The organism is Coprobacter fastidiosus (genome assembly GCF_030296935.1).
Classification (GTDB): Bacteria; Bacteroidota; Bacteroidia; order Bacteroidales; family Coprobacteraceae; genus Coprobacter; species Coprobacter fastidiosus.
Genome location: NZ_AP028032.1, coordinates 1,301,056 through 1,323,037 on the forward strand (window position 1 = coordinate 1,301,056; position 21,982 = coordinate 1,323,037).

The 21,982-nt window shown below is 36.9% G+C and carries 15 protein-coding genes; 11 read left to right on the plus strand and 4 right to left on the minus strand.

The genetic code is table 11. The annotated features are described in order from the left end of the window. Positions 1-36: 36 nt before the first annotated feature. From QUE35_RS05230 to QUE35_RS05250, 5 genes are all read left to right on the plus strand, one after another. Complete coding sequence (locus tag QUE35_RS05230; protein ID WP_022601890.1) at positions 37-771, plus strand: tyrosine-protein phosphatase; 735 nt, start codon at positions 37-39, stop codon at positions 769-771. A 26-nt stretch (positions 772-797) separates the two neighbouring features. Beyond that, entirely contained in the window at positions 798-1,067 is a 270-nt protein-coding gene (locus QUE35_RS05235; protein WP_050807146.1) for a LysO family transporter, read from the plus strand. Then, positions 1,064-1,666 (plus strand): LysO family transporter, encoded by a 603-nt coding sequence (locus QUE35_RS05240; protein WP_022389549.1) that lies wholly within the window; start codon positions 1,064-1,066, stop codon positions 1,664-1,666. The genes QUE35_RS05235 and QUE35_RS05240 overlap by 4 nt, the downstream gene beginning before the upstream one ends. 402 nt (positions 1,667-2,068) lie before the next feature. Beyond that, positions 2,069-3,244, plus strand: a complete 1,176-nt coding sequence (locus QUE35_RS05245; protein WP_022601893.1) for an OmpA family protein — start codon at positions 2,069-2,071, stop codon at positions 3,242-3,244. A 223-nt stretch (positions 3,245-3,467) separates the two neighbouring features. Next, positions 3,468-4,364: a hypothetical protein gene (locus tag QUE35_RS05250; RefSeq protein WP_147404866.1), complete on the plus strand. Its 897-nt coding sequence runs from the start codon at positions 3,468-3,470 to the stop codon at positions 4,362-4,364. Between the two features lie 557 nt (positions 4,365-4,921). Here the strand turns inward: QUE35_RS05250 and QUE35_RS05255 are convergent. Further along, positions 4,922-7,291, minus strand: a complete 2,370-nt coding sequence (locus tag QUE35_RS05255; protein ID WP_009319531.1) for a transglycosylase domain-containing protein — start codon at positions 7,289-7,291, stop codon at positions 4,922-4,924. 368 nt (positions 7,292-7,659) lie between these two features. Here QUE35_RS05255 and pyrB point away from each other — a divergent pair, with 368 nt between their 5' ends. From pyrB to QUE35_RS05285, 6 genes are all read left to right on the plus strand, one after another. Then, positions 7,660-8,574, plus strand: a complete 915-nt coding sequence (gene pyrB / locus QUE35_RS05260) for an aspartate carbamoyltransferase (RefSeq protein ID WP_022601897.1) — start codon at positions 7,660-7,662, stop codon at positions 8,572-8,574. A 20-nt stretch (positions 8,575-8,594) separates the two neighbouring features. Continuing rightward, entirely contained in the window at positions 8,595-9,059 is a 465-nt protein-coding gene (gene pyrI, locus QUE35_RS05265) for an aspartate carbamoyltransferase regulatory subunit (protein ID WP_174371910.1), read from the plus strand. Next, positions 9,059-9,646: a flavin reductase family protein gene (locus tag QUE35_RS05270; RefSeq protein ID WP_009319528.1), complete on the plus strand. Its 588-nt coding sequence runs from the start codon at positions 9,059-9,061 to the stop codon at positions 9,644-9,646. Before pyrI ends, QUE35_RS05270 begins: the two co-directional genes overlap by 1 nt. Further along, on the plus strand, positions 9,643-10,368 hold the full coding sequence (locus QUE35_RS05275; protein ID WP_009319527.1) for a porin family protein: 726 nt from the start codon (positions 9,643-9,645) through the stop codon (positions 10,366-10,368). The genes QUE35_RS05270 and QUE35_RS05275 overlap by 4 nt, the downstream gene beginning before the upstream one ends. Before the next feature lie 64 nt (positions 10,369-10,432). After that, entirely contained in the window at positions 10,433-11,713 is a 1,281-nt protein-coding gene (gene glyA / locus QUE35_RS05280; protein ID WP_009319526.1) for a serine hydroxymethyltransferase, read from the plus strand. A 487-nt stretch (positions 11,714-12,200) separates the two neighbouring features. Continuing rightward, a complete protein-coding gene (locus QUE35_RS05285) occupies positions 12,201-14,285 on the plus strand; it encodes a KamA family radical SAM protein (RefSeq protein ID WP_022601903.1) in 2,085 nt (694 codons plus the stop codon). A 72-nt stretch (positions 14,286-14,357) separates the two neighbouring features. On the opposite strand, the gene QUE35_RS05290 is transcribed toward QUE35_RS05285, so the two are convergent. The 3 genes from QUE35_RS05290 to QUE35_RS05300 form a co-directional block, all read right to left on the minus strand. Further along, entirely contained in the window at positions 14,358-17,858 is a 3,501-nt protein-coding gene (locus QUE35_RS05290) for a glycosyl hydrolase 2 galactose-binding domain-containing protein (RefSeq protein WP_081705712.1), read from the minus strand. Positions 17,859-17,868: 10 nt separating this feature from the next. Continuing rightward, the gene (locus QUE35_RS05295) at positions 17,869-20,718 is read right to left on the minus strand and encodes a glycoside hydrolase family 31 protein (protein WP_244925449.1); all 2,850 of its coding nucleotides are present in this window, start codon (positions 20,716-20,718) and stop codon (positions 17,869-17,871) included. Between the two features lie 84 nt (positions 20,719-20,802). Continuing rightward, the gene (locus QUE35_RS05300; protein ID WP_022601909.1) at positions 20,803-21,834 is read right to left on the minus strand and encodes a polysaccharide deacetylase family protein; all 1,032 of its coding nucleotides are present in this window, start codon (positions 21,832-21,834) and stop codon (positions 20,803-20,805) included. Positions 21,835-21,982 lie beyond the last annotated feature (148 nt).

Here is a 21,982-nt window from a genome sequence, read left to right on the forward strand (position 1 = left end):
TTTTGTAACTAATTAATTAAGATATATTCATACAAAATGTTCAGTTTTTTCAAGAAAAAAAATAGCCAAACACATAAACTTTGCTACGAAGTAGATCTTCATTCTCACATCCTTCCGGGAATAGATGATGGATCACCGAATACAGAAAAATCGATCGGCTTAATCCGCGAAATGCAAAATTGGGGAATTAGAAAAATTATCGCAACTCCTCATATTGCAGAAGAAACTTTCGAAAATACTCCAGAAACTATAAAAAATGCATGGGATTTATTGAAGGCCACACTCAAGACTGAAGGGATCGAACAAGAAATTTGTTATTCTGCCGAATATCGCATCGATGACGGTTTCATACGAATGTTTGAATCGAATCAGCTAATCCCTCTTCCCGATAACTATCTATTAGTTGAAAATTCTTTTATACAAGCTTTCTGGAATTTAGATGAACTGCTTTTTCAACTGCAATTGAAAGAATTCAAACCCATTCTTGCACATCCCGAAAGATATGCCTACTATCATAATCAAAAAAACATATATACGACAATGCACAACAATGGTTGTGCATTTCAAGTAAACCTTTTATCTTTTTCCGGATATTACGGAAAAAGTGTAAAAGAAGCAGCTTTTTGGCTCGCAGAGCAAGGCTATATCGACTTTTTAGGAACAGATTTACATAATATGAACCATGTCCAGGCAATCAGTAGTTTTTTGACGACAAAAGACTATACCAAATTGATAAGTAAAATCAACATCAAAAACGATATGCTTAAATAAAATACTCTTGCATAATGTTCAGCGTAATGGGATTCATGTTAGCCGGTATTTTTATCGGCTATTTTCTAAAACAGCAAAAAAAGCTATTCAAAATTATCGGGAAACTGAATATGTGGATTATCTTCCTTCTTTTATTCAGTATGGGGCTTTCCATAGGCAACAACAAAAGCATCATAGAAAGTCTCGATCATTTTGGCATAACAGCAATAATAATAGGACTTGCAGCCACTGCCGGCAGTGTATTGTTATCTATACCTCTTTATAAATTTCTATTTAAAAGACAATCTGATAAATGAAAAGCAGTTTCATCATTTTATGCTGTTTTATTACCGGCATCTTATTAGCATATTATCGATACGTTCCGGACATATTCCTGACATATGACTACAGCAACTACATATTACCGGTCATGATGTTCTTTGTTGGCATAGGAATAGGCGGCGACATTAAAAGTTTATATGTCCCTATCAAGAAATATAAACTAAAAATCATACTAATCCCCTTGGCAACTATTTTCGGTTCAATCATCATTACAGCACTTATCTCTCCGCTATTCGATATTACAACAAAAGAAACAATTGCCATCGGGTCTGGTTTTGGTTATTACAGTTTATCTGCTATATTCTTAAATAAATTAGCCGGATATGAAATAGGAATGATGGCTCTTATCAGTAATATGACCCGTGAGATAACAGCACTCCTTTTTATACCCATTTTAGCTCGTTATTGCGGGAAACTATCTCCTATCTCTGCGGCAGGGGCCACATCTATCGACACGACATTGCCTATTATTGCAAAAAGTTGCGGAGAACAATTTATCGTCATTTCTATATTTCATGGTATCCTTGTCGATATCTCTGTCCCTATTATTATAAGTCTATTATACTATTTTTAAGCAAAATGACCCGCTCTGAATTTTACAGGAATATTTTTTACGATTTAGAGTCCATCTATATTTTTCAATAAAAAATACCATCAATTTTTGCATTTTATTCCGGTTTTAGCAAAATCGAGTATAGAGTCTTCAAAAACTTAAATATACCAGCGATTTCATCGCTTAAAATGATTAGAAATACTCTTTTTTACTTTATAATCTTTCCTACCTTCTCCATTTTATCTCCCTAAAAATTAATTCACAAAGATACCATTCTTATTAAAATACAAACATTTTAACACTTTACAAACAATTTATTACTGAAAAATGTTGATGCTTTTTGATTTTATAGTACCTTTGAACAGTATTTAGGTGAAAATTAAGGCTGAATTAAAAAAACAGCTTGTATAACAAATGTAACTTATGAAAAAGATTGTATTTTTCTCTCTTTTAGCATTATTATCATTCGATATTAATGCTCAAAATGCTTCAGAAGATTCAATTACAACCAAAAACAGTTTCGTTGTTACTCGTTTTAAAAGTAATTGGTTTCTTAATTTCGGGGCTAATGCAAATGTTTATTTAGGACAAAATGACAGTAAATTGGATTTTGGGAAACGCATAGCACCCGGATTCACAATTTCTGCAGGAAAGTGGGTAACACCATGGTTAGGTGTACAATTAGGATTAGACGGAATGCAATTAAAAGGTGCAGCTCCTGCTATGGGAATGACGTATGTAAAAAATGACGAACTTCTTTCTAATGGCTATTACAAACAAAAATGGTTCTCATTTATGCCCCATGCGGATTTAATGGTAAACATGGCAAATTTATTCGGAAAATATAAAGAAAACCGAGTATATAACCCTATTATTACGGGAGGTGCGGGATTCATAGCAGACTCTAAAGGTGGTAATTACAGCCAAGCCGTACAATTTGCATTTATCAATAAATTCAGAGTAAGTAAAGCTTGGGATATCAACTTGGACATAAAAGGAGCTTGGATCGGAAATGACTTTGATGCAGAAGGTGGATCAAGAGGTGATGGATTATTCTCTGTGGGTTTAAGCGCAACTTACCGGTTTAAGACCCGCAAATTCGTACCTTATCAGCCCAAATATATCAAAGACACTAAAGCTGCCAACGAATGGAAAGCAAAATATGATGCTGCCAATAACAAAGCCGGTCGTTTGCAAGCAGAAAATAACGATTTAAAAGAAGCTTTGAAAAATGCTAAGAATACTGAGACTCCGGTCAAAGAAGTTGTAAAAGAACCTGTAAAACCACAGCTTATTATTTATTATACAGCAGATTCTTATTCGATCAAAGATAAAGATATGATCTTATTAAAAGCTCTTGCTAAAGAAATGAAGAAAAATACTGATAGCAAATACGAAATATGCGGATATACAGACAGTAAAACCGGAACTCCTGAATATAATTCTGCATTAAGAGAAAAACGCGCAAATAATGTTATTAATACCTTAATTCGTTTAGGAGTTGATAAAGATCAATTGGTTAAGAAAACAAGTGACCAAACATTAAATCAGTTCGGAGCATATGCACTTGACAGAGCTGTTACTATTACAAAAATCTAAAATTAATAATTTCAATATCAAAAAATTATTAATTACCTGAATTTTTATTTTTCAAAAAGAGCGGTATCGGTTGATATCGCTCTTTTCACTATTCTACACCAACAATTATTTAGCAAATATTCAGTTTTTCTTATGTTAAATATACAACAAGTATACTCAATTATAAAAATTAGCTTTTCCTTTGCATATTAGAATAGTTTATAAGTTTAAAATAATCATGATTATGAAACTCCCAAAACACGCTCTATCCTTACTATTAGCAATTCCTCTTATAATTTCAACAGCCTGTGGAGATGATGATTTTTCTGGCGGAGGCGGTGGTAAAAAGAAAACGGACAGAAATGACCCGGCAAAATTCTGGGTAATATTCTCTAAATTCGAACATAAAGACAATGCTATCCAAATGACTGTAAAAGTCAATAATCCTGACAATCTGACAATTCTCAAAGGAGGATATGAATGTAGTTTCGTTCAAGATTTCAGTGATTGGGCACGTTCAGAAAAAGACCTGGATGAAAATAATTGTGCAGATTTTAAATTAACTGTTTCCCACATGAAAAAGCAATACTTCCGGCCTTATGTTATGGGACCGACTATTGGCAGAGTATATGGAAAAGTATGGACTTATGACGGTATGAGTTGGGAAATAACCCCGCCAAGCGATAATGATAGTGGCACAAGCGGAGAAGGAGGCGGTAATACTCCTTCAACTTCAACACCGGATAATGTAAATTATTTCAATGTATCTGTACAACCGATACAACAATTACTCAATTCTACTTATATGGGAAACAATAAATGGAGACTACTTGTACGCACGTTTTCACAAGTAACTTATTCTTGGGCTTGCGATGATCCGGATGCCGCAGGGATTGTAGTCGTGATAAATAATCCGAAAAATCCTATCGATGGAGTAAAATATTCCGGTAGTGACGCATCGTTTTTTAATAGTAACGGAACAAATGTCATAAAACAATGGCCTCGTACCGGAGGATATTATAATTTTTACGTACGAACATATACTTCAAATTACCATTATGCTCCCCAATGGTACACAAAACAAGTTTTTATCGAAGGTAGCAAAGACAGTTATATCACCAGTAATAAACCCGGATTATAAACTTTTATGCTTATCTAGTAAACTGTAAACAATAGATACGGGCAGTTTTTATTTTATAAGTTAAAACTGCCCGTTTTATAATTTTAATTTCACAATATCAATACTACCCAATCACCCCACCTAATAATATATTAACCTTTATTCTTTATAAATAGCCTTCCATATCTGCTGAAAACAAAAAAAATAGAAAAGGAATTACCTCTTACCCAAAAGTAGAAAATAGCAACTAAAATTCAGGAATAATTATATAAATAGCTCCAAAAAAACCTTCGTTTGATCGGACAAATATACAATTTATTCACATCAAACAAACTATTATTTAAATATATTATAAAACAATTCTTTATAATATGTGATCTCAGCATATTCCATTATGAAAAACTCCTATGGATTTGTCCAATTAAACGAACATTTAATTAGACAAACTTATAATTCATACATTCAAAGCATAGGTGTTGTTATAAAAATTTCATCAAAAAAGATGAGTAGGAGCTTGAATGGGTGTGTATAGGTGTATCAAAATTTGATACACCTATTTCATTTCAATATAGAATCAACTAATCAAAAATACCTTCTATAGCTTCAGCAGGCTCTGATGAAAATTCCTCTTCAGAATATGGTCCGGTCGTACACGGATCTTTATATTGTTCAGGTATTACAAAATCTTCCGTTTCAGAATATCCCAAAGATTTATCGCCATAAACTTTTTTCATAAAGATACCATAGATAGGCAATGCCATCGTTGCTCCCTGACCGTTTGCCATACCATCAAAATGGATAGAACGCTCCTCTCCTCCAACCCATACACCGGCAGCCAAACTCGGTGTAAATCCCATAAACCAACCATCCGAGTTATTATTGGTAGTCCCGGTTTTTCCTCCCATCGGGGCTGTTATTTTATGACGATACCGAATGCGCCCTCCTGTACCATGATCTATAACATCTCTAAGCATCGGAAGTATTTTATAATATGCAGCCTCACTGAATACTTCGGTTACTTTCGGAGTAAACTCGGCAATTACATTTCCAAAATTATCCTCTATTCGGGTAACATATAACGGATCAACTCGAATACCTTTATTCGAAAAGGCTGTATAAGCTGTCACCATCTCTTCAACAGAGACTTCTGCCGGTCCTAAACAAAGAGAAATAACCGGATCGATATAATTGCGAATACCGAACGAATGCATCAAACGCACTAAAGAACTTGGAGATAACCGTTCCATTAAATAAGCTGAAATCCAGTTATTAGAATTAGCCAATCCCCAACGTAAAGTCACATTCTCTCCAATCCGGGCCTTGGAAGAGTTTCTCGGAGACCAAACCTTTCCTGTAGCCGGATCAAGAATATGAGGTTGTACATTCGGAGCTTCGTCACATGGACTGAAACCTTCTTCCATAGCCAACGTATATAAAAACGGTTTTATGGTAGAACCTACTTGACGCCTACCATCTGAAACCATGTCATACTGGAAATTGCGAAAATCAATTCCTCCGACGTACGCTTTCACATGCCCTGTTTTAGAATCCATTACCATAAAGCCAGTACGGAGAAACGATTTATTATATCGAATAGAATCCATAGGAGTCATAACCGTATCGATCATTCCATGCCAAGAAAAAACTTGCATATCCACAGGTGTATCGAAAGCTTTCCTGATTTCCTTTTCAGATGCACCCGCTTCCGACATATATCTGTACCGATCACTCTGTTTCATCGCCTTATTAAGAATAGTTTCGATATCCGATTTAGATAAATTCCTTGCAAACGGAGCGTAACTGCGCCCCTTCTTCTCATTAAAGAATTTAGGCTGCAGAAAACCTCCGATATGCTCTTCAACAGCCTCTTCTGCATATTTTTGCATCCGAGAATCTAATGACGTATATATTTTCAACCCATCTGTATAGATATTATATTTTGAACCGTCTGCTTTCCGATTTTTTTCACACCATCCGAAAAGAGGATTTGTTTCCCAAGCGATAGAATCATCGACAAATTTTTGTCCCTGCCATCCTCTGTAATCTCTTCGATCCGGTTTTTTGGCAGTCATCATCAAACGCAGATGTTCCCTAAAATAAGGAGCTAACCCTTCTTTATGATCTACACGGTTAAAGTAGAGCTTCAACGGAAGAGCTTGCAATGAATCTCTCTCCTCCCGAGTAATATAATCCGATTTATACATTTGTTCTAAAACCGTATTACGACGACCTCTCGTTCTTTCGGGTTGACGAACAGGATTAAAATACGATGGATTTTTGCACATTCCGATCAATGTAGCCGCTTGTTCTATCGATAGTTTATCGGGAGTCGTATTAAAATAAATTTGTGCTGCCGACTGTATTCCAACGGCATTATAGAGAAAATCAAATTTATTTAAGTACATATTTACAATTTCCTCTTTTGTATAAAAACGTTCTAACTGAACGGCAATTACCCATTCTATCGGCTTTTGAAAAAGCCGTTCCATTACATTTTCGGCACTTGGAGAAAACAACTGCTTGGCTAACTGCTGAGAAATTGTACTCCCCCCCCCTGCACTTTTTTGAAAAAACAAACCTCTTTTTATCACTGCCCTCGCCAAGGCTTTCACATCGATTCCCGAGTGATCTTCAAAACGGGCGTCTTCGGTCGCAATAAGGGCATTAACCAGATAAGGAGAAATTTCATTATATCCCACATACACCCGGTTTCCTTTACTCTGATAATATCGCCCGATCACTTCCATATCGGAAGAATATATCTCGGAGGCGAATTTATCTTTCGGATTTTGCAACTCTTCGATCGGAGGCATATAACCGATAAACCCTTTTGCTATAAAAAAGAATAAGAGGGTTATCGAAACAATTCCTACACAAAAAAATATCCAAAGACATTTAATTATAATTCTGGAAATAGATCCGGATTTTTTCTTAGGCAGTTCTGGCATTTCAAATTTTGTTTTGAAACATATTCGTTTAGCAATATCTCAAATTATATCCGTACGGTTTCCGGACATACAAATTATGAATTCTCATATTTTTCGCCAAAGGTAATATAAATATTTCATTTATAAATTGATTGAAATACAGAACAAGAAAATTTAAGCAGAAAAGCTTTGATATAGACTTTTTTTACTATTTTTGTAGTGTAGATGAAACAAAATACAAAGAAATATAAACATTTCGATTTCATACACTTACAGAAGTGTAGGGAATATAAACACTCGATCAGAAATTGTAAATAGACCGATTTGACTCTTCATGCCAAACCGGTCTATTTGTCATATAAATCTATATTCTTAAAACATACCGCAATATGAGAAAAGAGAGTTTAGTATCTATCACCGACTACTCTAAGGAAGAAATTCTGGATCTGCTGGAACAAGCAAGAAAATTTGAAGAAAACCCAAACAGAAAAGTATTGGAAGGAAAAGTGATTGCAACCCTATTTTTTGAACCATCTACACGTACCCGACTTAGTTTCGAAACGGCAGTAAACCGATTGGGAGGGAGAATTATCGGTTTTTCCGATGCATCTACTACGAGTTCGACCAAGGGCGAAACCCTTAAAGATACGATAATGATGGTTAGTAATTATGTAGATCTCATCATTATGCGTCATTATTTAGACGGAGCCGCTCGATATGCATCTGAGGTTTCTTCAATTCCTATTATAAATGCTGGAGATGGAGCTAATCAGCATCCGTCGCAAACAATGCTCGATCTTTACTCTATATATAAGACTCAAGGGACATTAGAGAATCTAAACATTACAATGGTGGGAGATCTAAAATACGGAAGAACCGTACACTCTTTACTTATGGCAATGTCACACTTCAAACCTACGTTTCACTTCGTAGCCCCTGAGGAACTGAAAATGCCGGAAGAATATAAAATATATTGCGATAAATTAGGAATACCTTATCAAGAGCACCAAGATTTCACAGAAGAAGTCATCAATCAAGCGGATATATTATACATGACACGTGTGCAACGAGAACGTTTTACCGATCTCATGGAATATGAAAAAGTAAAAAATGTATATACACTACATAATCAAATGTTGGAAAACAGCAAACCGAACTTACGAATACTGCACCCGCTTCCTCGTGTAAACGAAATAGCATACGACGTAGATGATAATCCGAAAGCCTATTATTTCGAGCAAGCTAAAAACGGATTATATGCCCGTCAAGCTATTATATGCAAAGTATTAGGTATCGAAATTTAATTTTAAGAAAAGAAAATAGAATCATGGCTATACATAAAAAAGAGCTCGAAGTAGCTGCATTGGAAAACGGAACGGTTATCGATCATATTCCTTCAAACCAACTGTTCAAAGTCGTTTCACTCCTCGGATTAGAACATCTAAACAAAAGTATTACTATCGGAAATAATCTGATAAGTAAAAAAATAGGACATAAAGGAATTATCAAAATCGCTGATACGTTCTTCAAAGAAGAAGAGATCAATAAAATCGCATTAATAGCTCCGAATGCAAAGATCAATATCATCAGAGACTATCAGGTAACCGAAAAAAGAGTCGTTACCCTACCTGATGAATTAACAGGCATTATCCGTTGCAATAACCCTAAATGCATCACCAACAACGAACCGATGAATACGGTCTTTCGTGTCATTAATAAAGAAACCGTTGAAGTAAAATGCAAATATTGCGAACGGGCTATTTCTCAAAAAGATATAGAAATTCGTTAATGGCAAACAGGAAAAAACAGAATTGGAAACCGGGTACGATGATTTATCCGTTACCTGCGGTATTGGTCAGTTGCGGGAACCGTCCGGAACAGTATAATTTATTTACCGTAAGCTGGGTAGGAACTATCTGCACCAATCCGCCAATGTGTTATATATCCGTACGTCCCGAACGACATTCATACTCTATTTTAAAGGAGAACAAGGAATTTGTCATTAATCTGACAACAGAAAATATGGCAAGAGCAACCGACTGGTGCGGTATTCGATCTGGAAAAGATTATAATAAATTTGCAGAAAGCGAGCTGACTCCCGTTCCTTCAGAAAAAATAGCTGCTCCCTATATTGAAGAATCGCCTTTATGCATAGAATGTAAAGTTAAGGAAATCGTGAACTTAGGTTCTCATGATATGTTTATATCAGAGGTTGTCAACGTTATTGCCGACGAGCAATTCATTAATCCCGAAAACGGAGCTTTCGATCTCGAAAAAGCTCGATTATTGGTTTATTCGCACGGTCATTATTACGGGATCGGCAAAGAAATAGGTAAGTTCGGTTGGTCGGTACAAAAAAAGAAAAAGAAGAAATGAGACTGTACATTCTATTTTTATTCTGTACATATTTATTTTTTACCGGTACGGTATCGGCACAGTCCGGTATGTCCCCAAAAAAATTATTCAATTGGGGAGTCCGTATCGGAGTAAACGCCCCTTTCGTCGATATGCGAAAAAGTCAAATCAACGGTATAAAAATAGAAGAACCGTCAACAAATTCAAAAATGGGGATTCTCATATCCCTGTTTGCCCGAACCAATTTCAATAAACATTATCTTCAACTCGAAGCAGAAACGCATTATATGCGTTATCGGATGAGTCCGAGACCCGAATCGGTCATTACCGACGGATCTATCGGGTACATGGAAGGAATAACGGTCGGTAATAGAATTTATTCTTTAGACATACCTTTATTATACGGATATAACTTCATCAAACAAGGTCCGTACGAGTTGTCTTTTTTTGCTGGTCCAAAACTTAAATATCTATATAAGAAAAAGAGCGAACTCTCCGCACCGGAAACGTATGAATTTGTCATGGATGAACACATCCGTCCGTTAACTGCAAATTTCGTTTTGGGACTTGGAACATCCATCTCTCGCTTTTTTATCGATTTTCGCTATGAATTCGGAATTACAAACCTCACACATCCTACGACATACGTCCTCTATAAAGACGGAATAAATATATCAGAAGGAAACATTTATTTAAAAAGAGGTATTAATCTTCTCAGTTTTTCGGTCGGTATTATTTTATAAGAACAACGAAAAAGGTATCTTTGCACAACGAAAACATAAACACCATCTTATATAAAGCACAACAATGAAAAGAGACAATGCTATTTTCGACATTATCGAACAAGAACATCAAAGGCAACTGAAGGGAATAGAACTCATCGCTTCAGAGAATTTTGTAAGTGATCAAGTAATGCAAGCTATGGGATCTTGCCTAACCAACAAATATGCAGAAGGATATCCCGGAAAGAGATATTACGGCGGATGTGAGGTAATAGACCAAAGTGAACAAATCGCAATAGACAGAATCAAAGAAATTTTCGGAGCAGAATGGGCTAATGTGCAACCGCATTCCGGAGCACAGGCCAATATGGCTGTTTTCATGGCAGTGTTGAATCCCGGAGATAAGTTCCTCGGGTTAAATTTATCTCACGGAGGGCATTTATCTCATGGTTCACCTGTTAACTTTTCAGGGCTGATGTTCCAGCCACTGGAATACGGTGTAAAAGAAGATACCGGATATGTGGATTACGATATGATGGAAGAAGTCGCCCTTCGTGAACGTCCGAAATTAATCATCGGTGGAGCTTCGGCTTATTCTCGCGAATGGGATTATGCTCGCATGCGCAAAATCGCAGATGAAATAGGAGCTATTTTCATGATAGACATGGCTCATCCTGCAGGACTTATTGCTGCCGGATTATTGGATAATCCGTTAAAATATGCACACATAGTAACCTCTACGACTCATAAAACCTTGCGTGGACCTCGTGGCGGAATCATTTTATTAGGAAAAGATTTTGACAATCCTTGGGGAAAAACAACTCCTAAAGGAGAAATCAAGAAAATGTCAGCGCTTCTTGATTCTGCAGTATTCCCCGGAGTGCAAGGTGGACCGTTGGAACACGTTATTGCAGCTAAAGCCGTTTCATTCGGAGAAGCATTGCAACCAGAATATAAAGCTTATCAGATGCAAGTCAAGAAAAATGCCGCAGTTATGGCTCAAGCGTTTATGGATAAGGGATACAAGATTATTTCAAACGGAACGGATAATCATTGCATGCTGATTGATCTCCGTACAAAATTCCCTGAACTTACCGGTAAAGTTGCCGAGAAAGTTCTGGTCGAAGCAGATATTACCGTAAATAAAAATATGGTTCCTTTCGACAGCCGTTCACCATTCCAGACATCCGGTATTCGTATAGGAACTCCGGCGATTACGACACGAGGAGCAAAAGAAGATCTCATGCTCGAAATCGTTGAAATGATAGATACTGTTTTAGCTCATCCTGAAGATGGAAACATTATTAAAGCCGTTCGTGAAAAAGTGAACCAAACAATGAAATCATATCCCATCTTCGCTTATTAATTCCTTAATTAATAAAAATGCAAAAGAGGAGAATAATTAATTATTCTCCTCTTTTGCATTTTTATACTGAAGATAAACAACGTTAAAGAAAAATCACTTCAAATCAATATCCGAATTTTTTTTGTATATTTGAAATATTGGAGTTTATTCTACTCAAAATATATGAGTTTGTCTAAATTTTACCCGGGTCAAGTTTAAAAGTTTCTTTCAAGGATATTTTATTGTTTTCACTTGTCAAATAGCAAGACAAGTGAAAACGGAAAGAAAGACTGGAAAAAAATGCAAAGAGGTCCTTATCGAAAAATTCAGACAGACTTAAAAAATTCAAAACGGATTGTTCCGGATCATTCATAATCATACGCATACATAGATCCAATAATTTTCAGCGTATCTTAATCATAGAAAACAAACAACTAATAAAAAACTTGTTTGTTATTATTAATCAGCCGGTAAAATACTTTTAATAACTATATAAATAAAATAGCCTATGAAACAGAAAAAAATACTAACTCTCACACTCTCTCAACTAAAGCAACTATATAAACAAGAACTTCCTGCACTTATATCAATCGTGCAAAATAGTCCCAATGAAGAAAAATTCAAGATACAATTAAATGCATTTATAGATACTATACCGACAAACAATACTCAAGAAACGATCAAAATGTTGATAGACTACGATGGAAAATCTATCTTCGAACTCTCTACGGGACAAAACATCCAAATAAAAACAATCTCTCTCTTATATCGATTTCTCACAGAAAATTTAAACGACGAAGAAACTCCAACAGATTTATTCATCGATCTATATTTTCTATTTAAAGGATCAGAAAACAATTATACCTCCCCATCTTTACAACAAATCAAAAAACGTACACACCGATGGGAAAGCGGTCTGGATAAGAAAGTAATAGAAATTCGGGAACAAAACAAAGAACGAATTTTACATATTCTGATACAAAAAATCGAAAATAGGAAAACTGCGTCTCGTTATCATTTCGAATCTGACCTAAACTATAATGAAAAATACGAACTTGTCAAAGAATGGTGGAACGACTTCAGATTTCATCTTTCGACAGCCGTAAAAAGTCCCAAAGAACTGAATAGATTTTTAGGAAATTCTCTCTCTGACGAAACCATGTATCTATTGCAACGGGCAAAAAAAATCGGAATGCCATTCTTTGTCACTCCGTATTATCTTTCACTATTAAATATAAATGAAGAAGGATATAATGATATTTCTATACGTAGTTATATCTTATATTCTCCCGAACTAGTCGAAACATACGGCCATATAAAAGCTTGGGAAAAAGAAGATATTGTAAAAGACGGAAGGCCAAATGCTGCCGGGTGGTTGCTTCCTGAAGGTCATAATATTCACAGACGTTATCCGGAAGTGGCAATTCTCATACCTGATACAATGGGACGAGCCTGTGGAGGTTTATGTGCGTCTTGTCAAAGAATGTATGATTTTCAAAGTGAACGGCTAAACTTCGAATTCGAAAATTTACGCCCGAAAGAAAGCTGGGAGAAAAAACTCAAACGACTAATGGACTATTTCGAAACGGATACTCAATTACGCGATATACTCATTACCGGAGGCGATGCATTAATGAGTCAGAACAAAACTTTACGCAATATATTAGAAGCGGTTTACCGAATGGCTGTCCGTAAACGTAAAGCAAACAAAAATCGTCCTGAAGGAGAAAAATATGCAGAGCTGCAACGCATCCGGTTAGGATCACGTCTTCTGGCTTATTTGCCGATGCGCATCGACCAAGAATTGATCGACATACTTAAAGAGTTCAAAGAAAAAGCTTCCGCAATCGGTGTCAAGCAATTTATTATACAAACACATTTTCAAACACCGCTTGAAGTCACTCCCGAAGCTAAAAATGCTATCCGAAAAATACTATCCGCCGGATGGTTGATTACTAACCAGCTCGTATATACAGTGGCTGCTTCCCGCCGAGGACACACAACTCGTCTTCGCCAGATTCTTAATCATTTAGGAGTAGTCTGTTACTATACCTTTTCGGTAAAAGGATTTAACGAGAATCATGCCGTATTTACTCCTAACAGCCGTTCCTTGCAAGAACAACACGAAGAAAAAATTTATGGCAACCTTTCTGCCGAGCAAGCAAAAGAATTGTGTTCTATCCTCGAATCCGGAGAAAATACAGCGAATAGTCTCCGTTCTTTCTTGAGCAAATATCATCTACCTTTTGCCGCTACAGACAGAAATGTGTTAAATCTCCCGGGAATAGGTAAAAGCATGACATTCCAAACGATCGGAATTACTGAAGATGGGAAACGAATATTACGCTTCGATCACGATCATACCCGTAAACACAGTCCGATTATCGATAAAATGGAATATGTCTATATCAAAGAAAACAAATCTATTGCAGAATATTTGCGCCAGCTCATAAAAATAGGAGAAGATGCCGAAGATTATGCAACAATCTGGAAATATTATCAAGGAGAAACAGAACCCCGTTTCAAACTCTATGAATATCCGGAACTTCCATTTCAAGTAACAAAACAAATCAGTAATTTGATTATAAACTAACTACGGAGAAAAAATTATTCTGAATAATACTTTATTTGTATTATTCAGAATAACCAGCCTAACCCTTAACACCTAAAATTCTACAATTTCCATATAATCGATATTCCAACCTTCTATACCTAAGACAGGATTCTCTCCTTGTAAATCTTTTGCATTAAACTCAAGAATCACTTGCTTGGTCTCTCCCGGTAATAAAGAAAAATAATTATCACTATAATAAACCGGAAGCACCCGTTCTTTTGATCTATCACGCAAAACTTTCAAACGAGTCATCAACGCAATATTCTTTCCTACATTTTTAATATCGACCGTCAAAAATACCTTTCCTCCACTTTTTTCCCAATAAAGACTATATTGCAGGTCGGCCGGAAACATATTCGACAAATCGGAATACTCTTGATACTCATTTCCCCTCCAGTAAAAATTATCGGCAATAATTTTATTTCCGTCTTTCAGTTCCAATTTTATAAAATGAACCGGAGAAAGTTTTTTCGGATAAACGATAGACATGCAATCCGTAACGGTATCAGATCCGGAATCCAGTCGTACAGAATCTCGCAACATCAAAGTACCGTCCATATTATAGATAAGCACTTCTGCAATCAAATTTTTATATCCTTGGCGAGTATTATTCGCAACTTTGACTTTATCAAGCTGACTATCCCACAGAATATGTAACGGTTCTAAAGCTTTTTTACAACCATAATAACCGGCTGTCTGATCAAGGTAATAATCATAAGTCTGCCATACAGTGCTCGGCCATGCAGACTGACTCATCCACATTAACATACCATTACTCTGAGCACCGACAAAAGATTCGAACATAGCCTTATGATTTTCCATATTGACCATCTGCGCTTTCTTGCAAAAATCCTGCAAATCTGAGGCCTTGCCATAACGGTTCACTGCATTCATAAAACCGGATGCACCTTGCGCCGAATGAATACAAAAATCATGTAGCCCCCAGACATCATTCACCGGCCAATATTTATCTTCCGGCAACATCTTCTTCATACTTTCTATTGAGGGGATATTAGGCATTCCCATCTCCGAGTGAAGTTTCCTATGCGTTCTTATCTTAAAATAATGCCTCGGATTCTGAACGCTGTAAGGTCCAAATCCAGAAACCGTACCGGTCGCAGAATGAGGTATATACAAACGAGTTCCGTCCAACAAAGATGTCTGCTCTCGCAACGCCTTATTTAATGTTTCCGGAGGATTACCCTCATTGCGTCCGCAATACAAAGCTATCGAAGGATGATTTCTAAAATGTTTTATTTTATCGACAGCATTCTTCATAAACATCTTTTCATCATTCGGATTAGGGCCATCTCCCGGATTAGCTAACCAAAAATCATCCCAAACCATAACTCCATATTTATCACAAGCCCGATAAAAATCCTCATCTCCAGTCATTCCTACCCAATTACGGATCATATTGAAATTTTCTTCCTTATGTAAACGAACCCGAACATCATATCCCTCTTTATCCAATCGAAGCATAGACTCGCTAAGTCCCCAATTGCCCCCTCTGAAAAATATACGAGTACCGTTTACATACGTTTTCAAGACACCGTCACTATCATCATAACTCATCTCCCGTATTCCGAAAGGTATAGTTTTCTTATCGGATACACCTCCGTTCGCCACAAAAGATAATTCGAGCGAGTACATATTCTGTTCACCATAACCGTTAGGCCACCACAAATCGGGATTTTCGATACATAACTGAGGCAAGGTATTTTTATCCAAGACCAAATCTTTATGTTCAAAAGCATTCAATGACACGCTCCGGCTAAAACGGATATTTCCCGGATTGATTATTCCCATCAATTTTCCCTTACAAGCCCTGTCCGAATGATTTTGTAATTCGACTCTTAAAGTCAAATCAGCAGAGGACAAATCTGGCAAAGGCAAATCCGATATAATAAAAGGATCAATCAAAGAAACATCGTTGGTAGCCGAAATAAACACATCATCCTGTATTCCTATATTTCTACCTCGCATCGTCGGTAACCAATCCCAGCCCACACTGGCGTGAATCGTCGGATTATCAGCTCCCAGCACTCCTCCATTTTTCCCGGCACTATTTAAACTTTGTACAGTTATCTGTCCCGGAGTATCATTTTTATGAATATATACTGCAATACACGCCTTTTCACCTGAAACGACATAAGGAGTTATATCGAATTTTCCACGAATAAAAGCACCCTTTATATCTCCAACACGATGTCCGTTTACAAAAACATCGGCTTTCCAATTAATTCCGTTAAAATTAAGCCAGATTCTTTTCCCTTTATACTTATTAGGAACAATAAAAGTTGTACGATACCAAAAATCTGCAGTAAAAAAAGCATCTGATATTTGCAGTTGTTGATCTCCAAAATTAGGATCGGGAATAGCTCCTATATTCAAATAACTGGTCAACACCGTTCCCGGAACTGTAGCGATGATCCAATCCCGGTCATCAAATACCGGATCAGAAACCTCAAGACCATCTAATTTCACCAAACTTGCACGCTGCACTTTCCAATTTCCTCCGGTCAAATAATAAGCCCCTTCTTTTCCCATATACGGAACAGCCATTTGTTTCGGGATTACTCCTCCCGTCCCATAAACTTCCATCTCTGCCAAAGAATAATGCTCCGAAATACCGTCTGTCATATATAGCCTCACATATTTCGCAGTTGCCGTAGTCAGTTTTATTTCTTCTATCCCTCCTTTTCCCTCATTCGTTGAATACAGCGAACGCCAATTGCGTTTATCAGTAGAAAATTGAATTTGATATGACCGTGCAAACTCTTCTCCCCAAAACAACTTTACTTTATTGATCCGACAAATCGTCCCCAAATCAATATAAACCCATTGATCCTCCTTTCCGGCACTCTCCCATTTACTCGAAAAAACAGACCGATCGATTCGACTGACATTTTTCTCGAACAAGTCTATCTCAGACAATTGAGTACGGTTGTCCCCTCTATTTTCTGTAATATCGAGCCTATACATTCTATACGCACTCGTGTTCTTTACTGTAAAAGAAAGAGACTCTTTCCGTTTGTTAAAACGAATATCGGAACGCATATCTAACAAAGTCCAATTCTTACCATCATTCGATCCCGAAAATGTCCAATTTTTCGGATCTCTTTTTTCATCATCATTGGCAGAAGTCAAGACATAACGATCTATTATATAAGACGCTTCATTTGCAAATTCATACTGAATCCAACCCTCCGAATGGAATGTCAAATATTTTGAATTCGGTGATCCGTCAAACAGATTTTCAGGAGATTCTCCAGATGGAAAATCTGAATATTGTACCGTAATTTTCGAATCTCCCTGAACATCCGTATTTCCATCAGTAATTAAATGAGCCGTATAATCAAAATTCGAACATGAAGAATGATAAGCAGCCCTATTCAATGCTAAATTACGGACTTGCACAGAATTATCCGGGACAAACGATATAGGGGAAACTATATTTTGACCTTGCAAAGTTCCTCCCACACAAAAGAATAATATACCCCAATATCTCAAAAATCCGGTGAGAGAAGATCTTTTTATTTTTTGAATCACGTGTAACGCTTTATAGTTTAATATCTACCTTCTTTCCTACATATTTAACAACTTTATCAGGTGAGTTTTTTTCTACACCTCTTCCCTTCTCGGAAGAAACTAAAACAATACGAAACTCTCTTTCTTTCGACATGCCTTTATACGCACCCTGCCGTTTCCCAATGGTTAACGTCCTCTTTTTTTCATTCCACATAAAAGGAATCAAACTATATTCTCCTCGCTCACAATCAAATGTTTCCCCGTCATCTTCATACAATTCGAACCGACCGTCCGCACCTTGATATACACGTACTTCAACCGGAGCACTTGAATCAGGATTCATTAATAATGATACGTTCATAGGGATAATCGATCCGGCCGGAACGTATACAGGAATACGCTCTATCGGAGCATCTGCTACGATTGTTTGCCCACTTTCGTAGTTCTCTCCCGTCCAAAAATCAATCCAACGCTTCCCTGAAGGAAGATATACCTCACGTTTGCGGTCTCCCGCATTCAAAACCGGACAAATTAGAAGAGAAGGACCATACATAAACTGATTTTTACAATCGAGAATTTTTTTATCTTCCGGAAAATCAAAAGCCAACAGCCGCATCGGTGTATAATGATTGCGAGTTATCTGACCAGACAAAGTATAAATATAAGGGAACAAAGCATAGCGTAAATTGATAAATTCCGTACAAATTTTTTGCGCTTCAGCACCATATGCCCACAATTCATTCGGAACTTTCGTATTACCCGGATAACGTCTTCCATGTGCTCGAAATACAGGACAGAAAGTGCCATATTGAAACCAACGAGTGAACACCTCCCGATAGTTTTTATCAGCAGGATCGCCACCTGAATAACCACCAATATCGGTAGTCCAATAAGGAATCCCGCACGCTACAAAATTTAACCCGGCCGTTACTTGTTTACGCAACTCATCAAAAGTAGTGGGTATATCTCCCGACCAAACAGCCGTACCCACTTTTTGCTGAGAAGCCCATGCACAACGTGTCAATATATAAGGCCGCTGATTCGGACGAGCTTTCAGTAACCCGTTATAAAACGTCGTAGCGTGTACTAACGGATAAAGATTACGAACTTTCAATGCCGGTCCGTCGTGAGTTACAGTCGGTAAAAAAGAGTTTACCTGATCCGGTTCACAACCATCCAAGAACCAGCCGTCAATTCCCAAATCGACTAACGGCATTACCTGTTTCCAGTAAATCTCGGCAGCTTTAGGACTAAATGCATCATAAATAATGCCATCCAAAGCTTTTGCTCCGTCGAGTAGTAAACCAGCTCTATTAAACTCTTCATAATTAGGAATTCCAGGGCGGAACGTCGGCCATATCGTAATTACGGCACGAGTATTATAATTTTTATGTAAAGAACTTAACATTCCCGGAACATCAGGGAAAAGATTTTCATCAAATCGATGAGAACCCGTACCATACTTCTGCCAATAAAAATAATCGATAAAAATTGTGCTCATCGGGATATTTTCCTTGTGCATCCGTTCTGCAATATCCATAACTTCTTTTTGCGTTGCATATTTATTCCGACTTTGATGATACCCCAAAGACCAATAAGGAATCATAGGAGCTTTACCGGTAAGCGAACGATAAGAAGCAATCAAATCATCTAATTTATCTCCCACAAAATAATAATAGCTGATTATATCTCCTATATCAGACTGAAAACTCATCCCCATTTTGTTATCTTGAAAAATAGTTCGAGACGGATTATTCCATAATATTCCCCAACCTTTTGTCGAATAAATAACAGGAACAGCGGCCTGAGTATTAAATTGCACCAACTCTCTTCTTTTACCTCTCAAATTCAACGAATTATCTCTAAATTGTCCTAACCCGTAAAGAGCTTCTTCCGGAGATAAACTAAAGCGACAAGCCACTTTTTCTCCATATCCGGTTTCAGAACGGCCTCCACCCGGATATTCTTGTATCAACAATTTGCCCAAACGATCATACAAACAGATTTGCCCCGTACGTTTTTCTACGGTAGCAGAAAAGCGATCTGTTTTTAATAAAATCCGCTCGGAGTCTTCTTTTACCGAAAACTTTGCTCCGGCAGGTTCTTGAGAAACTGCATAATTTTTCTGCGATTCGATCGCACTCAATGATCCTGAATGAACCGCAAGAGCTCCGAATTCATAAGGTTTCAACTGTAACACTCCAGACTCCGTATTTATCCATAAAGCCCCTTCCGCCTTTTTCCATGAAATAACCGGTTGCTTTCCCATACTTCTTAAATCATCATTCGATTTGCGAGGAAAAACGACATCTGCAAACTGTTCTCCCGCAACAACCCTACTAAATTCTCCGGCATTGCCTTTTTCGCATAAAAAGGTAATCCGGTCAAAAGAAAAATCTCCGGATAAAGTCATAGACGCTCCTTCAACATCAGGAACTGATGCTAAGGGAGGATTTATGAATAAATAAGCCTTATTTTTTTCAACCCTTAAAATAAGTTGTACGGCACTTTCCATTTTTTCACGGCATTTTTTCGAACCGAAACAAATCGTTTTATCCTGACCGACAGCTCCCACAAATAACTTTTCTTGAGAATTTTCTAATAAAGATAATCCGAAACGTCCGTTTCCGGCAATCTTCCGAACTGAAAAACTTATCCATAAAGTTTTAGTATTTCGATATTCATCAGACAATTCACGGAAAAGTTTTATATTATCTTTTTTTGCATCTAAAAACAATCTGTTTTTAAAGACAGCGACACCAGTCACATCTAAACCTGGTTCTAAAATCTTTACTTCTGAACGGTCACCTTTCCAATCCGACTTCCATCCTCGCTCTCCTTGTCCATACCCTGAGGAAAATGATACAAGACAAAATAACAAACAGAAAAATTTTAAATACTGAGTTTTTAACTTACTATTCTTTCCGCTCTTCATAATATCAAAAAAATACTTATCGTTAATCTATTACTTTTTCCAACGTATTTTAACCGGAGAATCTCCGGGCATAAAATCAATACAAATTTTATCTGAAGCAATTGTTACAGGAAGCTTCTTTCCTTTCTGTATTGCTTTAACTGATGTTACTCCTGTTATTTCTATAACCAACGTAAGAGGTTCGGTAAAAAGCTTTTTATCTAAAGTCATCTCCGTTTTACAAATCAAACCGTTCTTTTGGGGAGTCACTGATAAACGAACATTTTCAGATTCCTTCACATAACTGGCAATTTCGAGAAATGTACCGACCCATATTTGGTTTTCTTTAGATTTCACATAAGCCATATGATTATCCAAAACATCCGCTGATGGAAACGCATCAAAACCATCAATAATAGCATGTATCATCGGTATGCCCCACTCTCCTTTTTTAATTAATCCGTCAGCCCAATTATTCATCCACTGAGTCGTTGTTCTATATCCCCAGCCCGAACAGCGTGTACGAGTATCCACACGATTCTCCATTGCAATAGCAAGAACTTGATCATTAAATGCATTATAAGGATAACAGAATGTCCGGGGCTTCTTTCCTATTTTCAACAGAATAAGACTATCGGCTTTCTCTATCTCCGCACGAATCTCCTGTTCTGATTTCAGATTTACAAGATTCTTATGAGACCAACCGTGATTCGAGATTTCATGTCCGTTATCCGACATCTCTTTTAATCTTTTCCATGTAATCCCACCCCACTTCTTCTTCGAATTTGTAAGAATTTCTTCTTCTGTCTCAGGAACCATCGAAGGTATTGCCCAAAAAGTTCCTCGGAAACCGTATTTTTCAAGCATAGGAGCAGCCAATATACTTTGATCTCTCAACGCATCGTCAAAAGTATAACTGATAGCGCATGCCTTATCTCCTTTAAAAGGAGCAATACGAACTTTCGGCATATCTACACCCTGCTCGTCGACCTTTTTATTAATCCTTTTTGCATCAACCGATTCCGGCAACAATATTATCAAAAAAAATAAAGACAGAAAAAGAGAAAAATTGAAATTCTTCATGGTTGTAAAATAATATATGTGTGTATCGCAAATCAAATATTTTTAACAAAGAAAGCCTTGTTCTATTAAATATTCAACCGTATTTGAATTAATTTCTTATTAAAATTTTTATATACATAATTTAAAAGAGCCTGCATAAATTTCTCAA